At 60.6% G+C, this 18342-nt stretch carries 18 protein-coding genes and 1 pseudogene; 6 read left to right on the forward strand and 13 right to left on the reverse strand.

Annotated features, from left to right (window positions below):
* Nucleotides 1-4: 4 nt before the first annotated feature.
* The 8 genes from E0F99_RS16860 to pcaR form a co-directional block, all read right to left on the reverse strand.
* Complete coding sequence (locus E0F99_RS16860; protein WP_083359728.1) at nucleotides 5-1300, reverse strand: MFS family transporter; 1296 nt, start codon at nucleotides 1298-1300, stop codon at nucleotides 5-7.
* Nucleotides 1301-1430: 130 nt separating this feature from the next.
* The gene (pcaG, locus tag E0F99_RS16865) at nucleotides 1431-1997 is read right to left on the reverse strand and encodes a protocatechuate 3,4-dioxygenase subunit alpha (protein ID WP_083359729.1); all 567 of its coding nucleotides are present in this window, start codon (nucleotides 1995-1997) and stop codon (nucleotides 1431-1433) included.
* A 1-nt stretch (nucleotide 1998) separates the two neighbouring features.
* A complete protein-coding gene (pcaH, locus tag E0F99_RS16870; RefSeq protein WP_083359730.1) occupies nucleotides 1999-2703 on the reverse strand; it encodes a protocatechuate 3,4-dioxygenase subunit beta in 705 nt (234 codons plus the stop codon).
* 17 nt (nucleotides 2704-2720) lie between these two features.
* Nucleotides 2721-3926, reverse strand: a complete 1206-nt coding sequence (gene pcaF, locus E0F99_RS16875; protein WP_173667158.1) for a 3-oxoadipyl-CoA thiolase — start codon at nucleotides 3924-3926, stop codon at nucleotides 2721-2723.
* Entirely contained in the window at nucleotides 3923-4702 is a 780-nt protein-coding gene (locus tag E0F99_RS16880) for a CoA-transferase subunit beta (protein ID WP_130908825.1), read from the reverse strand. Before E0F99_RS16880 ends, pcaF begins: the two co-directional genes overlap by 4 nt.
* Nucleotides 4702-5559, reverse strand: coding sequence for a CoA transferase subunit A (locus tag E0F99_RS16885; protein ID WP_083359733.1), 858 nt, complete (start codon nucleotides 5557-5559; stop codon nucleotides 4702-4704). Before E0F99_RS16885 ends, E0F99_RS16880 begins: the two co-directional genes overlap by 1 nt.
* 213 nt (nucleotides 5560-5772) lie before the next feature.
* Complete coding sequence (gene pcaK / locus E0F99_RS16890; protein WP_083359734.1) at nucleotides 5773-7113, reverse strand: 4-hydroxybenzoate transporter PcaK; 1341 nt, start codon at nucleotides 7111-7113, stop codon at nucleotides 5773-5775.
* Nucleotides 7114-7260: 147 nt separating this feature from the next.
* Nucleotides 7261-8103, reverse strand: a complete 843-nt coding sequence (gene pcaR / locus E0F99_RS16895; RefSeq protein WP_083359735.1) for a pca regulon transcriptional regulator PcaR — start codon at nucleotides 8101-8103, stop codon at nucleotides 7261-7263.
* Between the two features lie 563 nt (nucleotides 8104-8666).
* On the opposite strand from pcaR, the gene E0F99_RS16900 reads away from it, so the two are divergent.
* Both E0F99_RS16900 and E0F99_RS16905 read left to right on the forward strand, forming a co-directional pair.
* The gene (locus E0F99_RS16900; protein WP_003189295.1) at nucleotides 8667-8867 is read left to right on the forward strand and encodes a hypothetical protein; all 201 of its coding nucleotides are present in this window, start codon (nucleotides 8667-8669) and stop codon (nucleotides 8865-8867) included.
* Nucleotides 8868-9190: 323 nt separating this feature from the next.
* Nucleotides 9191-10666, forward strand: a complete 1476-nt coding sequence (locus E0F99_RS16905; RefSeq protein ID WP_083359736.1) for an inorganic phosphate transporter — start codon at nucleotides 9191-9193, stop codon at nucleotides 10664-10666.
* 183 nt (nucleotides 10667-10849) lie between these two features.
* On the opposite strand, the gene ccoM is transcribed toward E0F99_RS16905, so the two are convergent.
* The 3 genes from ccoM to E0F99_RS16915 all read right to left on the reverse strand — a co-directional run bounded on the left by ccoM (nucleotide 10850) and on the right by E0F99_RS16915 (nucleotide 11857).
* Nucleotides 10850-10966: a cytochrome c oxidase subunit CcoM gene (gene ccoM, locus E0F99_RS30875; RefSeq protein WP_017137226.1), complete on the reverse strand. Its 117-nt coding sequence runs from the start codon at nucleotides 10964-10966 to the stop codon at nucleotides 10850-10852.
* A gap of 143 nt (nucleotides 10967-11109) precedes the next feature.
* Nucleotides 11110-11304, reverse strand: coding sequence for a hypothetical protein (locus E0F99_RS16910; protein WP_130908826.1), 195 nt, complete (start codon nucleotides 11302-11304; stop codon nucleotides 11110-11112).
* 67 nt (nucleotides 11305-11371) lie between these two features.
* Complete coding sequence (locus E0F99_RS16915) at nucleotides 11372-11857, reverse strand: lipocalin-like domain-containing protein (RefSeq protein WP_083359737.1); 486 nt, start codon at nucleotides 11855-11857, stop codon at nucleotides 11372-11374.
* A gap of 158 nt (nucleotides 11858-12015) precedes the next feature.
* Here E0F99_RS16915 and E0F99_RS16920 point away from each other — a divergent pair, with 158 nt between their 5' ends.
* The 3 genes from E0F99_RS16920 to E0F99_RS16930 all read left to right on the forward strand — a co-directional run bounded on the left by E0F99_RS16920 (nucleotide 12016) and on the right by E0F99_RS16930 (nucleotide 14629).
* Complete coding sequence (locus E0F99_RS16920) at nucleotides 12016-12888, forward strand: LysR substrate-binding domain-containing protein (protein ID WP_083359738.1); 873 nt, start codon at nucleotides 12016-12018, stop codon at nucleotides 12886-12888.
* Between the two features lie 92 nt (nucleotides 12889-12980).
* Nucleotides 12981-13451, forward strand: a complete 471-nt coding sequence (locus E0F99_RS16925; protein WP_083359739.1) for a RidA family protein — start codon at nucleotides 12981-12983, stop codon at nucleotides 13449-13451.
* Nucleotides 13448-14629: an aminotransferase class V-fold PLP-dependent enzyme gene (locus E0F99_RS16930; protein ID WP_083359740.1), complete on the forward strand. Its 1182-nt coding sequence runs from the start codon at nucleotides 13448-13450 to the stop codon at nucleotides 14627-14629. The genes E0F99_RS16925 and E0F99_RS16930 overlap by 4 nt, the downstream gene beginning before the upstream one ends.
* Here E0F99_RS16930 and E0F99_RS16935 read toward each other — a convergent pair.
* On the reverse strand, nucleotides 14626-14967 hold the full coding sequence (locus E0F99_RS16935; RefSeq protein WP_083359741.1) for an aspartate-semialdehyde dehydrogenase: 342 nt from the start codon (nucleotides 14965-14967) through the stop codon (nucleotides 14626-14628). The genes E0F99_RS16930 and E0F99_RS16935 overlap by 4 nt on opposite strands.
* 218 nt (nucleotides 14968-15185) lie before the next feature.
* Here E0F99_RS16935 and rapA point away from each other — a divergent pair, with 218 nt between their 5' ends.
* Nucleotides 15186-18032 (forward strand): RNA polymerase-associated protein RapA, encoded by a 2847-nt coding sequence (gene rapA / locus E0F99_RS16940; RefSeq protein ID WP_083359742.1) that lies wholly within the window; start codon nucleotides 15186-15188, stop codon nucleotides 18030-18032.
* A gap of 134 nt (nucleotides 18033-18166) precedes the next feature.
* On the opposite strand, the pseudogene E0F99_RS30455 reads toward rapA, so the two are convergent.
* A pseudogene (locus E0F99_RS30455) lies at nucleotides 18167-18342 on the reverse strand (IS110 family transposase); the annotation flags it as partial.

Here is an 18342-nt window from a genome sequence, read left to right on the forward strand (position 1 = left end):
TCCCTTACAGATCGTGATGCAAGTACGCCGCCTCTTTCGGCAGGCGCAAGCTGAACAGGAAGGCCACCGCCATCATTACGGTGACGTACCAATAGAAGGCGTTTTCCATGCCGATGGATTTAAGGCTCAGCGCGACGACTTCCGCCGAACCGCCGAACACCGCATTCGCCACCGCATAGGCCAGGCCCACGCCCAGTGCACGCACCTGAGGCGGGAACATTTCCGCTTTGACCAGGCCGCTGATGGAGGTGTAGAAACTGACAATCGCCAAGGCCAGGGTGATCAGCACGAAGGCCAGGAACGGGCTGCTGATGGTTTTTAACGTCAACAGGATCGGCACTGTGAACAGTGTGCCAAGGCCGGCAAACCACAGCATCGAATTACGCCGGCCGATCTTGTCCGCCAACATGCCGAACAACGGCTGCATGCACATGTAGAGGAACAGCGCGCTAGTCATGATGTAGCTCGACGTCTTGGCGTGCATGCCGACGGTGTTGACCAAATACTTCTGCATGTACGTGGTGAACGTATAGAAAATCAGCGAGCCACCGGCGGTGTAACCCAGTACCGTAACGAATGCTTTACCGTGGTCGCGTAACAACGCGACGATGCTGCCCGCGTCCTTGTCCTCGCGCATTTCCTTGCTGGAGGTTTCTTTCAACGTGCGACGCAGCAGCAGAGAGATCACCGCCGCGATGGCGCCGATCACAAACGGAATCCGCCAGCCCCAGGCACGCAGTTCGTCTTCACTGAGGATCTGTTGCAGGATCACGACGACCAGTACCGCCAGCAGTTGCCCGCCGATCAGGGTCACATACTGGAACGAAGCGAAGAAGCCACGCTGGCCCTTGAGCGCGATTTCACTCATGTAGGTGGCGGTGGTGCCGTATTCGCCGCCCACCGACAACCCTTGGAACAAACGCGCCACCAGCAGCAAGGCCGGGGCCCAGGCGCCGATGTCTTTGTAAGTGGGCAAAAAGGCGATGACCAAGGAACCGGCGCACATCATCAGCACCGAGATCATCATCGAGCTCTTGCGCCCGTGCTTGTCGGCCACCCGGCCAAATAGCCAGCCGCCGATAGGACGCATCAGGAACCCGGCGGCGAATACGCCGGCGGTGTTCAGCAGTTGGACCGTGGGGTCATCCGACGGAAAAAACGCCGGGGCAAAATAGATCGCGCAGAAGGCATAGACATAGAAGTCGAACCATTCGACGAGGTTGCCGGAGGATGCGCCGACAATTGCAAAAATCCGTTTGCTGCGTTCTTCTCCGGTGTAGTGAATCGTTTTTGTTGTCATGTTTTTTCACTCAGTGGGAACGGTTATAGCCTAGACATACTTTGCAACAATCACGTTCCGCAAGCAGACTTTTCGATAATTGATGATCGTTCCCACGCTCCGCGTGGGAACGATCAGATCTCAAGCCAACTCAATAGTCGAAGAACACCGTTTCCTTATCGGTGCCCTGCAAAATCACATTCCACTGGAACACCCCGTCCGCATCCTTCTTGGCAATCAAGGTGCTGCGCCGTTCAGTTGGCACACACGCCAGCAACGGGTCATCCCCATTCAACGCCTCACCGTCAAAATAAATCCGCGTCAGCAAGTGCTTCACCAACCCGCGTGCAAACACCAGCACCACCAGGTGCGGCGCCTGGGTGGTGCCCGCCAGCCCCGGCACGCTGCCCGGCTTGATGGTGGTAAAGCGAAAACGTCCTTCGGCATCCACCGGCACCCGGCCAAAGCCCTCGAAGTTGGGGTCGACGGCTTTGTCCTGTTCATCTTCCGGGTGGTCGTATTTGCCGGCGGCATTGGCCTGCCAGACTTCAAGCATGGCGTCGTTGACGACATCACCGTTGCCGTCCACCACTTGCCCGCTGATCGCCACGCGCTCGCCGAGGGTAGCCGACACGGTGAGGTCTTCGCGGTTCAGCCAAGTCAGGCCGATGTGGTAATACGGCCCAACGGTGTGGGACGTGGTCGCATAGAGTGTCATCTCATTTCTCCATCGGCGTAGCGTCGCGGCCGCGCAGGACGATGTCCCAGCGGTAGCCGAGGGCATAGGAAGGAATGGTTTTTTCCAGGTCGAAGCGGGCGATCAGGCGCTGCTTGGCCGAGGTGTCCGGCACGCAGTTGTAGATCGGGTCGTATTCCAACAGCGGGTCGCCGGGGAAGTACATCTGCGTGACCAGGCGCGTCAGCACGCTCGGGCCAAACAGCGAAAAGTGAATATGCGCCGGGCGCCACGCGTTGGGGTGGTTGCCCCATGGGTAGGCGCCGGGCTTGATGGTCTGGAACTGGTACCAGCCATCGGCGTCGGTGACGGTGCGCCCGGTGCCGGTGAAGTTCGGGTCCAGCGGCGCGTCATGCAGGTCGCGCTTGTGGTTGTAGCGGCCGGCAGCGTTGGCCTGCCAGATCTCCACCAGAATGCCCGGCACCGGCAGGCCATTCTCATCCAGCACACGGCCGTGAATGATGATGCGCTCGCCTTGCGGCTCGCCCTCATGTTGGGCGGTGAGGTCATTGTCCTTCTCGTTAACCCGTTCGGCGCCGATAGTCGGGCCGGTGATTTCCGACAAGGAATGCGGCAGAAACACCAACGGCTGGGACGGCGAACGCAGGTTCGTCGACTGATAGGCCGGGTGCAGGTAATCAGGTTGAGTACCCGCTTGCGGGCGCCGGTATCCGGGCTTGTCACTCATGGAGCAATCCTCTCTTATTAGATGCGTTCAATCGCCAGGGCCAAGCCTTGGCCGACACCCACACACATGGTCGCCAAGCCTTTGCGGCCAGCGGTTTTTTCCAACTGGTGCAAGGCCGTCAACACCAACCGCGCGCCGCTCATGCCCAGCGGATGGCCGAGGGCGATGGCGCCGCCGTTCGGGTTCACCTGGGGCGCGTCGTCGGCGATGCCCAACTCACGCAGCACCGCCAGGCCTTGGCTGGCGAAAGCTTCGTTGAGCTCAATCACGTCAAAGTCGGTGACCGCCAGACCGAGGCGCTCCACCAGTTTGCGCACCGCCGGCACCGGGCCGATGCCCATCACACGCGGCGCGACCCCGGCGCTGGCCATACCTAGCACTCGGGCGCGGGCGGTCAGGCCATGTTTTTTTACCGCGTCGGCGGACGCCAGAATCAGCGCCGCCGCACCGTCATTCACGCCCGAGGCGTTGCCGGCGGTGACGGTCTTGTCGGGGCCATTCACTGGCTTGAGTTTGGCCAGCGCTTCCAGGCTGCTGTCGGCCCGCGGATGCTCATCCTGATCGACCACGGTTTCGCCTTTTTTATGCACGACGCGCACCGGCACGATTTCCTCAGCGAAAAAACCGGCGGCTTGCGCGGCGGCAGCACGTTGCTGGCTGCGCAGCGCAAAAGCGTCCTGGTCGGCACGGGACACGTTGTAGTCGTCGGCGACATTATCGGCGGTCTGTGGCATCGCATCCACGCCGTACTGGGCCTTCATCAACGGGTTGATAAAACGCCAGCCGATGGTGGTGTCTTCCAGTTTCATGTTGCGTGAAAACGCTGCGTCGGCCTTGCCCATCACGAACGGCGCACGGGACATCGACTCGACGCCGCCGGCAATCGCCAGCGCCATCTCGCCGCTGGCGATGGCGCGAAAAGCCGTGCCGATGGCGTCCATGCCCGAGGCGCACAAACGGTTGAGGGTGACGCCGGGAATGCTCTCCGGCAGGCCCGCCAGCAACAGCGCCATGCGCGCGACGTTGCGGTTGTCCTCGCCGGCCTGGTTGGCACAGCCGAGGAATACTTCGTCGACGGCGCTCCAGTCCACCGACGGGTTACGTGCGATCAGCGCCTTGATCGGCAAGGCCGCCAAGTCATCGGCGCGCACCGTGGACAGGCCACCGCCAAACCGGCCGATGGGCGTGCGGATGGCATCGCAGATAAATACGTCACGCATCAGGCGGCTCCTGGCGCTTGGCCATGGGCGGCAGCGGTGCGAGCTTCGAGATCACGCAGGGCCGTCAGTTCGGTTTCAGTCGGTTCATCGGTGATGCTTACGTGGTCTGCAAACCGAATCGCCCAACCAGTGGCCGCGACCACTTGCTCGCGCGTCACGCCCGGGTGCAGCGCGGTGACCACGAATTCATGGCTGCCCTCCTCCGGCTCCATAATGCACAGGTCGGTAATAATCCCTACGGGGCCCGCGCCCGGCAGGCCCAGGCGTTTACGTGAGTCGCCGCCTTCGCCGTGGCCGACCGAGGTGATGAAGTCCAGCTTGTCGACAAACGAACGCGCCGACTGCTTGAGGATGATCAGCACGCTCTTGGCCGAGCCGGCAATCTCCGGCGCGCCACCGGCACCCGGCAGGCGCACTTTGGGCTGGTGGTAATCGCCGACCACAGTGGTGTTGATATTGCCGAACCGGTCGACCTGGGCGGCGCCGAGAAAGCCGACGTCGATGCGCCCGCCTTGCAGCCAGTAGCGAAAGATCTCGCCGGTCGGCACCACAGTGTCAGCGGTTTCCGCCAGCTCGCCGTCGCCGATGGACAGCGGCAGTACGTTGGGCTTGGCGCCAATCGGGCCGGACTCGTAGATCAGCACCACATCGGGCGACGAGGTCAGGCGCGCCAGGTTGGCGGCCTTGGAGGGCAAGCCGATGCCGACGAAGCACACCGAGCCGTTCTTGAGGCGGCGCGCGGCGGCGACGGTCATCATTTCATTGGTCGAGTAAGCCATTACTTGGCCTCCTGCGCGGCGGCCAGCTTGGCCTGGAATTCACTGAAATCGACGGTGCCGTGGATGTATTCGTCGATCCAGGCGGTGAAGGTCCCACGATCGCGGGCGATCGGGTCCCACGCTTGGTAGAAGCGGTTATCACGCTCGTTGTAGCCGTGAGCGTAGGACGGGTGTGCACCACCGGGTACATGGCACACCGCCGTCAGCGCCCAGGTCGGTAGCACGCAGCTGTTCATCGGCGCATTCAGGTCGTCAACGATTTCTTCGACAGTGACGATGCAGCGCTTAGCCGCCAATGCCGCTTCCTTCTGCACACCGAGAATGCCCCAGAGCAACACGTTGCCCTTGCGGTCAGCCTTCTGTGCATGGATCACGGTGACGTCCGGGCGCACCGACGGCACCGCCGCCAGCACTTCGCCGGTGAACGGGCAGGTCACAGTCTTGATCAGCGGGTTGACCTTGGGCAGGTCGGAACCGGCGTAGGCACGCAGTACGGCAAACGGCAGGCCGGAAGCACCGGCGACGTAGGCATTGGCCAAGTCGGCGTGGCTGTGCTCTTCGATCTCCAACGATTGCGGCCAGTGTTTTTCCACCGCATCACGCAGGCGATGCAAGGAGCCCACGCCGGGGTTGCCGCCCCAGGAGAAAATCAACTTGCGCGCGCAGCCGGCACCGATCAACTGGTCGTAGATCAGGTCGGGCGTCATACGCACCAGCGTCAAGTCTTTCTTGCCCTGACGAATGATTTCATGACCCGCTGCCGTAGGAATCAGATGGGTGAAGCCTTCCAGTGCGACGGTGTCGCCGTCGTTCACGAATTGCTTCACCGCGTCACGCAGCGCAAGAATTTCAGCCATGGGTTGGGCTCCCAGTGTTGATCGAAAAAGGCGCTGAGGTGGCGCCGAAGTGCTTGAAGATTAAGTCGGGCCAATGAGTCGAACAATCCGATAATCGACTCAGTGTTCGATTATCGAACAGATTGTTGCCTAGCTAATCTTCTGTGCGAAACACGCAAACGCAACGGGCCTCGGTCACTGTGGTCGCTGGCCGCCATAAAATCGCGCCAGACCTCAGGTCGCATCCGCATGGCTGACCATGCCCTTGATCACCACCGCAGCCGTGGCCAATGCAGCCGGAATCACCAGCGCCGTCAGTACCTGTTCGAAATTCCAGCCCAAGCCCAGCAACGTCGCGCCCATCCATGCACCAAGGATCGCGCCGAAGCGGCCGATGCCCAGCATCCACGACACGCCGGTCGCGCGGCCCTGGGTCGGGTAGAAGCGTGCGGCCAAAGACGGCATTGCTGATTGCGCGCCGTTGACGCACATGCCGGCGACCAGCACCAAGGTCGCAAGTAACGTGATATTGCCCAGGCTTTGCCCCACCGCGTAGGCAAACACTCCGGCCAACAGGTAGAAAATGCCGATGACTTTGTGAGGGTTGAACCGGTCCATCGCCCAGCCTACACCGACCGCACTCAGCACCCCGCCAAACTGGAACAATGCACCGATAAACGCCGCCTGTTCCATGCTGGCACCGCTGTCGCGCATCAGGGTCGGCAGCCAACTGGTCAGCAAGTACACAATCACCAGCCCCATGAAGTAGGTGAGCCACAGCAACAAGGTGCCAGCGCTGTAGGTGCCGGAGAAGATCACCGCGAACACGTTGCGCGCCTTGACGGTTTTTTGCTCAGGCACGCTGAAATGGGTGGCTTGGGCGACGAGGTTGGGCTCGATGGGCGACAAGGTCTTGCGCACTTTGTCGCTGCCGCGATTGCGCACCACCAGGTAGCGCGCGGACTCCGGCAGCCACACCAGCAGCACCACGGCCAGGATCAACGGCAGGATGCCGCCGATCATCAGCAGGCTGTGCCAGCCGAACGCCGGAATCAGTTTGGCCGAGATAAACCCGCCGCCGGCCATGCCGAGGTTGAAGCCGCAGAACATGCTGGTCACCAGCAGCGACTTATGACGCTCGGGGGTGTATTCGGAGAGCAGCGTGGTGGCGTTTGGCATCCCTGCGCCCAAACCCAGCCCAGTGAGGAAGCGCAATACCAGCAACTGGTCGATATTCGTGCTGTAGGCCGAGGCCAGGCTGAACGCACCAAACACCAGTACCGCACTCACCAACACCACTTTGCGCCCGAAGCGGTCGGCCAGCGGGCCTGAACCCAGTGCGCCGAACACCATGCCGATCAACGCGGCGCTCATCACCGGGCCGAGGCTGGCGCGGTCGATGCCCCAATCCTGGGACAGCGCGGGCGCGATAAAGCCCATGGCGGCGGTGTCGAGGCCGTCGAGAAAGACGATAAGGAAACACAGGATCACCACGCGCCACTGATAGCGTGACAGCGGCTGGGCGTTGATAAAGGACTGCACGTCCAGGTTAGTACCGACAGAGGGCTGATTCATTATTGTTATTTCCACACCGATGGGCGGGCGAACGGCTTGGGGCCGTCATTATTATTGGGGCGGCGCTCAGAGCGCTGCCGCACATTAATAAGCCGCAGGAAACATCGTCAATCGATCAGGCCGGGATCTGTGCGGTCACCGAACACCTTAGGCAAACAACTGCGTACTCAACTCGCAACTGGCGCTGAGCATGCTGGGCAAAAATCGTTGCTCAAGCTCACTGCGGCTGACCCGGCCCGCGTGAGTGCTGACGTTGAGCGCCGCCAACACTTGGCCGGACGCGTCATACACCGGCACGGCAATGGAACGCAGGCCCTGCTCCAACTCCTGATCGACGATGCACCAACCTTGCTGACGCACTTGTTGCAGGCATTCGAACAAGGCTTCGGGTGTGGTCAGGGTGCGGCTGGTCTTGGTCTGCAGGTCGGCGTGGTCGAGGTAGTCCTTGAGCGAGGCGTCGTCGAGCGCCGCGAGCAGGATGCGGCCCATGGAGGTGCAATACGCCGGCAAGCGCCCGCCTACCGACAAGTCCACCGAAATCAGGCGCTGGGTGGTGGCGGAACGCGCGATGTAGAGAATGTCGTCGCCTTCCAGGGTCGCCATGTTGCAGGCTTCGTGCAGTTGCTCGCTCATGCGGTCCAGGTACGGTTGGGCCGAGACCGCCAAAGGCGTGGAAGATAAATAGGCATGGCCCAGGGTCAAGACTTTGGGCAATAGCGAATAGGTACGCCCATCAGTGGTGGCGTAGCCAAGCTTGATCAAGGTGTGCAGGCAACGTCGCACGGCAGCGCGGGGGATTTCGGTGCGATGGCTGATTTGGGCAATGGTCAGGTGACGCTTGCGTTCCTGGAACGCCTGCACCACGGCCAGGCCACGGGCCAGAGAAGTCATGAAGTCCGGGTCACCGGTAAACGCCTGGATGCGCTTGGCCGGTGAAGCCACGATCGGCGGCGCCACTGACGCGAAGGAGTTGCGCAATTGATCGTTCATTTCAGGGTCCTTTCTCTTATTTTCAACCGCTGGGAGGGTTGGCCGCTATTACAAGCCGCGCCGGCCGTGATGCACAAGGCAGGGCCTGCAACATTGGGCGATTATCGGACGATCATTCGATAATCGCAATTTCTCGGGTAGTGGCGAATACCCATCACTGAAGTTTCAGGTTTGCCTGATCGATCCCTAAAATGTGTGCGCGCATTTTTTCCTCTAAAAAAGTGCAGTCTTTATGACGATGGTTTTCACACAGACTGACGCGTGTATGTAACAAAGCGCTCATACCGCGTTGACGCTTTTTAACTTTATGGTGATAGTGTTATTCAAATACGCCGCTATAATGCAGGTTGTGCAGAGGTCAGCCCGTTATCTATATCGGGATTGGAGCTCGCCAGGCGTTGCGGGCTGTGTGCATCGCCGGTCACAAGTAGTCGCTTAAAAGATTTGCCCTTTGGCCCTCTTTCAAACTTGAACGGTTGCACTGTTCAATTTGAAATAACCTGGGGACGACTTTCAGGCACGACGCTGCACAATCAATAAACTCAACTTAATTAGGTAACACTGTGACGAAAGACGAACTGCGCGCGGAACTTGAGCGCCAGGAGCAACGTTACAAGGACGTTTACGGCGGGGAAGTCACCACCTACGCCGCCCAGCCTGAGCCCGAGCGCAAACCATGGCGCAAGCGCGCCAGTTTGCTTGATCAGGCATTTGCCCAGGAAATCCAAAAGATTGAACAGGAACTCAAAACCGAAGAGCCATAAGCGCTTTGAGTTGAGCTTCCCGGTTTTGCCACCACCGCTGGCGCATTGCCAGTGGTGGGCAACCTGATTTTCGTCAGCCCCCTAAAGCCCTAAGCGAAATTTCGTACAAATGTTTCAAACGTGGCATTTCGGTCAAAAAAACCCGCCTTTTCGATCCCGCGCTTTATAAATCAAAGACTTGCCAAAGCCCCGAAAACCCTGGGATGCGTGCCTGTGCCCGATGATTTTTCAGTGAAGATTGTTACCGATGAGCAGCTAATGCATCGATTACTGAGGTTTTCTGGCATAATCGCGCCCCCTTACGACCGGGTCAGAAAACCTTCATGATCGATTTATTCAGCGGACTGGATGCTTGGGTTCTCGTGAGCCTGTTGCTCGCCCTCGCCTTTGTCCTCGCCTTCGAGTTCATCAATGGCTTTCATGACACCGCTAACGCGGTGGCCACAGTCATCTATACCAAAGCCATGCCGCCGCACCTGGCCGTGTTCTTCTCCGGGGTGTTCAACTTCCTCGGCGTGTTGCTCGGCGGTGTGGGTGTCGCCTACGCCATCGTGCATTTGCTGCCGGTGGAGTTGCTGATCAATGTGAACACCGGCCATGGCTTGGCGATGGTCTTCTCTTTATTGGCCGCGGCGATCACCTGGAACCTGGGCACCTGGTACTTCGGTATCCCGGCCTCCAGCTCCCACACCCTGATCGGCTCGATCCTCGGCGTGGGCCTGGCCAATGCACTGATCAACGATATCCCGCTGGCTGACGGTGTGAACTGGCAGAAAGCGATCGATATCGGTGCGTCCCTGGTGTTCTCGCCGATGGCCGGTTTCCTGGTCGCAGCCCTCGTGCTGCTCGGCCTGAAATGGTGGCGCCCGCTGTCGAAGATGCACAAAACCCCGGACCAGCGCCGCAAGCTCGACGACAAGAAGCACCCGCCCTTCTGGAACCGTCTGGTCCTGGTAATTTCCGCCATGGCCGTGAGTTTCGTGCACGGTTCCAACGATGGCCAGAAAGGCATCGGCCTGATCATGCTGGTGTTGATCGGTATCGTGCCAGCGCAGTTCGTGCTCGACCTGGGCAGCACCACCTACCAGATCGAGCGCACCCGTGACGCCACCCTGCACTTGAACCAGTTCTACCAGCGCAACCACGAGACCCTCGGTGAGTTCCTGGCGCTGGGCAAGAGCGTGAAGGACGACCTGCCGGGCAAGTTCCAGTGCAACCCGCAGCAGACCGAGCCGACCATCAACGCGTTGCTGGGTACATTAAAAGGCGTCTCCGACTACCATTCGCTGACCTCCGAGCACCGTATTGAAGTGCGCCGCTACTTGCTGTGCCTGGACGATACCGCGAAGAAAGTCGGCAAGCTGCCGGGCCTGGATGCGCGTGAGAAGTCCGATCTGGACAAGCTGCGTAAAGACCTGACTGCCACCACCGAATACGCACCGTTTTGGGTGATCCTCGCAGTCGCACTGGCCTTGGGCCTGGGCACCATGGTGGGTTGGAAACGTGTGGTATTGACCATCGGTGAGAAGATCGGCAAGCAGGGCATGACCTATGCTCAGGGCATGTCGGCGCAGATCACCACGGCGAGCATGATTGGCTTGGCCAACATCTTCAGCCTGCCGGTTTCCACGACTCACGTGTTGTCTTCGGGTGTCGCCGGGACCATGGTTGCCAACAAAAGCGGCCTGCAAGGCGGCACGGTGAAAACCATTCTGATGGCTTGGGTGTTGACCTTGCCGGCAACTGTGGGCCTGTCGGCCGGGTTGTTCTGGCTGGCGTCCAAGGCGCTGGGCAACTGATAGTCTGCGGCTGAGAAAGAAGGCGCAACCTCTTTGGGGGTTGCGCCTTTTTTATTGATCGCTCCCACGCTCTGCGTGGGAATGAGCGCGTCGCAACGATCAATCCACACTAAACCGCAGCCAAAAAAAAGGGCGACCGAAGTCGCCCAAAATGCCTTGCGTGCTCATGTAACCCAGAAGAACTTACGGTTCTTTACGCTTATTAGCGTCCTTCCAGATAAAAATCCCAAACCCTACAAAAAACAGCACCATGAGGCTGACAGTCAGCACCCCGGCAAACACCACATTATCGAAAAACATGACCGGCCTCCTGCTCGTGCCCTGTTGCGATAGGGCTAAGTTAAAGGAGAAGGCGGATTGGAAAATTGACGAGGATCAATGTCGCCCGCAACGAGCCGTAAAGAAGGGCAATAACTGACCTGCATCAAAAGATGCAGGCTGTTTCAACGTTTTTTGGGTTTTTTCTTCGGCTTTTTCTTAACGTTGCCCAGTGGCATGGCTTGTTCAAACGCCTGGCGCACTTCATTCAGGCGCTTGTCATTCAGGTCATGCACACGCTTGGCACGTTCGGCATTCAGGTCGATCAGCTTGTCGTCATCACTCATGGCTTGGCTTACGTCGTGGCGGGAATGGCTCAATAATGCGGCCTCCCCCACCAGACGGCAAATGCCGGGGTGAAATTCCCCACGCCGCACACGCATTGGCTTATTGATCGCGCTCAAACGTAATGATCGAGCGAGTGGTCCCCGGCCAGTTCGGCATTTGCCGCCAAGGTGTCAGCACTTCAAGCGTGTCACCCTCGATGTGAAAGTCGCGGCACTGCACAGTGCCGACCCACTCTGGGTTCCAGGCAGCATCGACTTGCGTGCACCATTGGTTCCCCTCGACCCGTTCAATACCGGTGTAGGCAATCAGGGTACTCAACAGCGCTGATTTTTCCGCGTCCGTAGAGCCCGCCTGCCGTCCCTCACCGGTCAACACGAACGCCACCCGATGATCCGCGGTAAAAATAACCCGCCCGGAAGGACTGCCGCCCATCGCAGGAATTTTCTTGCGGGTATCCTGGGACTCAACCTGATAGCCGACCAGCTTCCAAGCCCCGACCAGCGGTGACTCACTCGCTGCTGCGGCGCCGCAAAGGCCGACAGCAATGCCCAACCCGATCACACTTGCCTTCATTTGGTTTTTCATCGCTCTACCGTGTCAAAAAACGACGCAGAGCTTTGCGCACTAATGCCCAAGGGGGATGTAAGAAATGTCGCCAAGCTACGACAGTAGAATCAGAGGGCGACAAAAGGTAGGACATTGCTCAAAATCCACATTCCCCAATGATCTGTAGGCGCATTCAGTTGGCACTGCACCATGACCTTCCGCCATTGCTGGCCCTGCGCGCTTTCGAAGCCGTGGCGCGGCACTTGAGTTTTATCAAGGCGGCGAACGAGTTGTCGGTCACCCAGAGCGCCCTCAGCCACCAGGTGCAAAAGCTCGAACAGCACCTGGGCAAACCGCTGTTTATCCGACGCACCCGAGCGATCGATCTGACCGCCGATGGCCAACGTTACTACGCCGAAATCCGCCCCGCCCTTGACGCAATCGCCGCCGCCACGCGCGCCCAGAAAGCAACGCCCAGTACCACCGTGCTTCGGGTCGGCCTGCTGGCATCCTTCGCCACCCTGTGGCTGGCGCCGCGCCTGGCCGGCTTTCTCAACCGTTACCCGCACATCCGGGTGGAATTGCTGCCGGCGATTCAGTTGGCCAACGTCGCCGCTGCCGAGGTTGACCTGGCTATTCGCTATGGCAAGGGCGATTGGCCTGATGTGCAGGCCACGCGGCTGATGCCTGAAGTGATCTCGCCCGTGTGCAGCCCGGCTTTCAAGGCCAGCCAACGGCCCAACGGCCCATTACTGATGGCCACCTCGCACCGCCCTTTCGAATGGACAGATTGGTCCGCGCACTATCAAGTCGATCTCGAGCGCCATCCCCGCGTGATGCTGCACGACTACAACATCGTGGTCGAAGCCGCCGTGGCCGGCCAGGGCATCGCCATGGGCCGGCACCGTTTGATCGAGCGCAAATTGCAGGATGGCAGCTTGGTGGAAGCCTTCGACTGGCCGCCCTATCACAGCGAAATCGGTTACTGGCTGATCGCCCCTCACGGCCGCGCCAGCGAAGCGGCAGACTGCTTTAGCCAGTGGTTGAAGGCCACCTGCACCGATGCGTGAGTTATTTCGATACGTCAGGTGAGATCTATCAGTTTGTCGCGCAGCGCCGCAGCCAACATGCTGAAGCCTTCTTCACTCAAGAGTGATTCAACATGAGCGACTCCATCCGCCAACGCGTGCAAGCCCTTGGCCTGACGCTGCCGACGCCCAGCCAGCCGGCGGCCAACTACATCAATCATGTGATCAGCCAGAACCAGCTGTTTATCTCCGGGCAAATTCCCATGATTGATGGCAAGCCCGCCTACATCGGCCGCGTAGGCGAAACCCTCAGTGATGACGACGGTGCCCAGGCTGCAGAGCTGGCGGCGTTGGGCCTGCTCGGGCAATTAAGCGCTGCAGTCGGCGATGATCTATCGCGCGTGGTGCGTATTCTGCGCCTGGGCGTGTTCATCGCCAGCAGCGGCGACTTCCAGCGCCAGAGCGGGGTTGCCAACGGCGCATCAAACCTAGTAGTCAATGCCTTGGGTGACAAAGGTCGGCATGTGCGCACCGCCGTCGGTGTTTGCAGCCTGCCGGCCGGTGTAGCAGTGGAGGTTGATGCGATTGTCGAGTTGCAGCCGTGAGCCCGCTCGACGTCCAGCAACTGCGCGACAACACCCCCGGCTGTCAGTCGGGCATCGTGCACTTCAACCACGCCGGCGCCTCGCTGCCCAGCCAGGCCAGCCTTGACGCGATCATCGACCAGTTGCAACGCGAAGCCCGCGACGGCCCGATGGAGGCCGGCGAGCATGGCGCCATCCTGGCGGAAAAAGCCCGGCGTGCGGCCGGGCAACTGCTCAATGCGCCCACCTCCTCAATCGCCTTTGCCAGCAGCGGCTCTGCGGCTTGGAGCATGGCGTTCCAGGCGCTGGGCCCTTGGCAGCCGGGCGAGCGGATTCTGGTCGGTCGTCACGAATGGGGCGCCAACCTGGCGAGCATGCAACTGGCGGTGCAAGCCGGTGCACAGATAGAGGTGATTCCCTGCGATGAAACCGGCGCGGTCTGCCCGAGTGCGCTGGCGTCGATGATCGATGCCAACGTCAAGCTGATCGACCTGACCTGGTTGCCCGCCAACGGCGGCCTGATCAATCCTGCCGAGGCGATCGGTGCCGTGGCCAGGCGTCACGCCATCCCCTACTTTATTGACGCCGGCCAAGCCGTCGGCCAACTGCCGGTGGATGTGCAGGCCCTGCACTGCGACGTACTCAAATCGGCTGGGCGCAAACACTTGCGCGGGCCACGCGGTACAGCGTTGTTGTATGTGCGGCCGACGTTTCTCCAGCGCCTGAATCCCGCCCAGCGCGACGTGTTTTCGGCGCCATGGAGCGCCGAAGGTTTCGACCTGCGTAACGACGCCCGGCGCTTTGAAACCAGCGAAGTGTCCTACGCCTTACTGGCCGGTTTGGGCAATGCCTTGCAGGAGGTCAATCGACTGGGCGTGGAGCGGACGTGGGAAAGGGTCTTGCGGCTCAGTGAGCGAATCCGTGAAGCGTTGCGTCAGATTCCAGGAGTTTCCCTGCACGACTTGGGCACTCATCATTCAGGACTGATCGCGTTCAACCTCGCCGGCTGGGATGCCTTCGAACTCAAACGGCGTTTGGGGTTGAAACGCATTAACATCGGTGCCAATGGCGTGGCCTATACGCCGCTGGATATGCGGGCGCGGGATCTTATGAGCATTGCGCGGATTTCCGTCAGCCCACTCAACACCGAGCAGGACATTGAGCGGCTGATCGGCGCATTGCGCGAGTTGCGCGATTAAACCTCGACGTCCACCCACAGGCCCTGGCGCGGCGCGTCTTCGATCAACGGCACCACCGGCACGGTGTTGTCGGCATTAAGCAGATCGCCGGGAATCGCCAAGTGCGCGTCAGGGTCTTCGTCGGCTTCGCGCCGGCGTTTCTGCTGTTCCTGCTGGCGGCGTTGTTCCTCGCGCAGCAGCAAGGTCGACTGCTCGGCATCGCCCTTTTTCAAGTCGATCGTGCTTTCGTTGGAGCCCGCCTGCACTGGCACCACGGGCGGTATATCCGGCTTCTGGCGCACGGGGTCGAGTTGTGACGTGACCGGCACAACACTCACGGGCAGCATGGGTGGCAGCATAATATTACTCTCCTGATCAACAGGCTTTCGGCGGGTTGCAGGGCGACTTGAGGGCAAGCACGCCAAGCTGTGACCCAGTCGACACCCGCAAGTGCCCGCCACCTGTCGATCCAGCTTCCGAACAGGTGCGTTAACGGAGTAGTTTTTGTCAGAGTCCTTTGGCTGAGGGCCTTGTTCCGTTAAGATAGTCGGCTTTTTCACGGCGGGAGTCAGGCAGCATGGCGCAGCAGTATCAACCGGGGCAACGCTGGATTAGTGACAGCGAAGCAGAGCTGGGGTTAGGCACCGTTCTGGCACAGGACGGCCGCTTGTTGACCGTGCTCTATCCGGCCACTGGCGACACTCGCCAGTATGCGCTACGGAATGCGCCCCTTACTCGCGTGAGGTTTTCGCCGGGTGACAGCATCACCCATTTCGAAGGCTGGAAAATGACCGTACAGGAAGTCGACGACGTCGACGGCCTGCTGGTCTACCAAGGCCTCAATGGGCAGAACGAGCAGGTCACCCTGCCGGAAACCCAATTGTCCAACTTCATCCAGTTCCGTCTGGCCAGCGACCGTCTGTTCGCCGGCCAGATCGACCCGCTGGCCTGGTTCTCGCTGCGCTACCACACGCTGGAACACACCAGCCGCCAGTTGCAGTCCTCGCTGTGGGGCCTGGGCGGCGTGCGTGCGCAACCTATTGCTCACCAACTGCACATCGCCCGCGAAGTCGCCGACCGTATCGCGCCGCGCGTATTGCTGGCTGACGAGGTGGGCCTGGGCAAGACCATCGAAGCGGGCCTGGTGATCCATCGCCAGTTGCTGTCGGGCCGCGCCAGCCGCGTGCTGATCCTGGTGCCGGAAAACCTGCAGCACCAGTGGCTGGTAGAAATGCGCCGCCGCTTCAACCTGCAAGTTGCGCTGTTCGACGAAGAACGTTTCATCGAAAGCGATGCCACCAACCCGTTCGAAGACACCCAGCTCGCCCTCGTGGCCCTGGAGTGGCTGGTCGACGACGAAAAAGCCCAGGACGCGCTGTTCGCCGCTGGCTGGGACCTGTTGGTGGTCGACGAAGCGCACCACCTGGTCTGGCATGAAGAGAAAGCCAGCCCTGAGTATTCGCTGGTAGAGCAACTGGCCGAGGTAATTCCCGGCGTGCTGCTGCTCACCGCCACCCCGGAGCAACTGGGCCAGGACAGCCACTTCGCGCGTCTGCGCCTGCTGGACCCGAACCGCTTCCATGACCTGCACGCCTTCCGCGCCGAGAGCGAGAACTATCGCCCGGTGGCCGAAGCCGTACAGGAGCTGCTGGACAAGGGCCGCCTGTCGCCGACCGCGCACCAGACCATCCAGGGTTTCCTCGGCAACGAAGGTGAAGCGCTGCTCACCGCCGTCAACGATGGCGACACCGAAGCCAGTGCACGCCTGGTGCGTGAGTTGCTCGACCGCCACGGCACCGGCCGCGTGCTGTTCCGCAACACCCGCGCCGCCGTGCAAGGTTTCCCGGAGCGCAAGCTGCATGCCTACCCGCTGCCAAACCCGGACGAATACCTCGAATTGCCGCTGGGCGAACACGCCGAGCTGTACCCGGAAGTCAGCTTCCAGTCGCAGCCGGACGTTGAGGAAGAAAACCGCTGGTGGCGCTTCGACCCACGCGTCGAATGGCTGATCGACCAGCTGAAAATGCTCAAGCGCACCAAAGTGCTGGTGATCTGCGCCCACGCCGAAACCGCGATGGACCTGGAAGACGCCCTGCGCGTGCGTTCCGGCATCCCGGCCACGGTGTTCCACGAGGGCATGAACATCCTTGAGCGTGACCGCGCCGCCGCCTACTTCGCCGACGAAGAATTTGGCGCCCAAGTGCTGATCTGCTCGGAAATCGGCAGTGAAGGCCGCAACTTCCAGTTCTCCCACCACTTGGTGCTGTTCGACCTGCCGTCTCACCCTGACCTGCTGGAACAGCGGATCGGGCGTCTGGACCGGATCGGCCAGAAACATGTGATCGAATTGCACGTGCCGTACCTCGAGACCAGCCCGCAAGAGCGCCTGTTCCAGTGGTACCACGAAGCGCTGAACGCGTTCCTCAACACCTGCCCAACCGGCAACGCCTTGCAGCATCAGTTCGGCCCACGCCTGCTGCCGCTGCTGGAAAACGCTGACGACAGCGAGTGGCAAGCCCTGATCGACGAGGCCCGCGCCGAGCGCGAGCGCCTCGAACAAGAGCTGCACACCGGCCGCGACCGCTTGCTGGAGCTCAACTCCGGCGGCGCCGGTGAAGGCGATGCGCTGGTAGAAGACATCCTGGAGCAAGACGACCAGTTCGCCCTGCCGATCTACATGGAAACCCTGTTCGACGCGTTTGGCATCGACAGCGAAGACCATTCGGAAAACGCGCTGATCCTCAAGCCCAGCGAAAAAATGCTCGACGCCAGCTTCCCGCTGGGCGACGACGAAGGCGTGACCATCACCTATGACCGCAACCAGGCGCTGTCACGCGAAGACATGCAGTTCATCACCTGGGAACACCCGATGGTGCAGGGCGGCATGGACCTGGTGCTGTCCGGCTCGATGGGCAACACCGCCGTGGCGCTGATCAAGAATAAGGCGCTCAAACCTGGCACCGTATTGCTCGAACTGCTTTACGTCAGTGAAGTGGTTGCACCGCGCTCGTTGCAACTGGGCCGCTACCTGCCACCGGCCGCCTTGCGCTGCCTGCTGGATGCCAACGGCAATGACCTGTCCGGCCGTGTGTCGTTTGAAACCCTGAACGATCAGCTAGAAAGCGTGCCACGCGCCAGCGCCAACAAGTTCGTCCAGGCCCAGCGCGACCAACTCACGCCGCGCATCAATGCCGGCGAAGAGAAGATCACCCCGCGCCACGCCGAGCGTGTGGCCGAGGCCAAGCGCCGTCTGGCGGCGGACACTGACGAAGAGCTGGCACGCCTGAGCGCGTTGCAAGCGGTCAACCCGACCGTACGCGACAGCGAGCTGGTTGCCCTGCGCCAACAGCGCAAGCAAGGGTTGGCCATGCTCGACAAGGCGGCGCTGCGACTGGAAGCGATTCGGGTGTTGGTGGCGGGCTAATCACTGCCCTGCTAATAACAAGGCCCGCGCAATGCGGGCTTTTTTTTGCTTGGCTTACGGGCCTCATCGCGGGCAAGCCCGCTCCCACAGGGGAATGCAGTTCCAAGCTGCAACTCAGTCCCCTGTGGGAGATTCTATGGTTGAGGGGAAGCCTCCAAAACCGCTTTTGACTGGTATTCGCTTTGATTTTTCATGAGTGAAAACGCAATACGTGCCAGCTTGCGGGCGATGATGACCAGGGCCTGAGTCGTTTTCAGGCCCCTGGCCAGGTAACCTTCATACAGCGGCTTCCAAGCTTTTGACCTGATGC

This window comes from Pseudomonas antarctica (genome assembly GCF_900624995.1).
GTDB lineage: Bacteria > Pseudomonadota > Gammaproteobacteria > Pseudomonadales > Pseudomonadaceae > Aquipseudomonas > Aquipseudomonas antarctica.